This window comes from Aquimarina sp. U1-2 (assembly GCF_017897595.1).
Lineage (GTDB): Bacteria > Bacteroidota > Bacteroidia > Flavobacteriales > Flavobacteriaceae > Aquimarina.
The window spans coordinates 1-402 of the sequence record NZ_JAGKIK010000092.1 but is presented as its reverse complement, the minus strand read 5'-3'; the positions used below and the strand labels follow the sequence as shown (position 1 = coordinate 402).

The 402-nt window shown below is 39.1% G+C and carries 1 protein-coding gene; it reads left to right on the top strand.

What is annotated here, in order from left to right; all coding sequences use genetic code 11:
- Nucleotides 1-402, top strand: a 402-nt coding sequence (locus tag J8281_RS19160) for a sigma-70 family RNA polymerase sigma factor (protein WP_210199256.1), incomplete at both ends; no start/stop codon positions are given.

Below are 402 nucleotides of genomic sequence, written 5' to 3'. Positions count from 1 at the left end.
AAACATCTTGATATTATTGAGGATGCTGTACAGGATACTTTTATTAAGGCTAGTATAAGTTGGAGAAACCAACAACCAGAACACCCTGAAGCATGGTTGACCCAGGCCGCCAAAAACAGGGTTCTTGATATTTTTAGAAAGCTAAAAACAGAGCAAAAACACCTACCTAACATCAATCAAGGAACGGACGCCATTGCTATAAACGATCTGTTTTTAGACTCTGAGATTGAGGATGCACAACTGCGTATGATTTTTACTGCCTGCCACCCTAGCTTAGATCCTAGAGATCGTATTTCTTTTGCTCTAAAAACAGTATCTGGATTTAGTATTAAAGAAATTGCCTCTGCATTGCTAACCAAAGAGGAAACCGTAAAAAAGCGACTATCCAGAGCCAGAAAAACA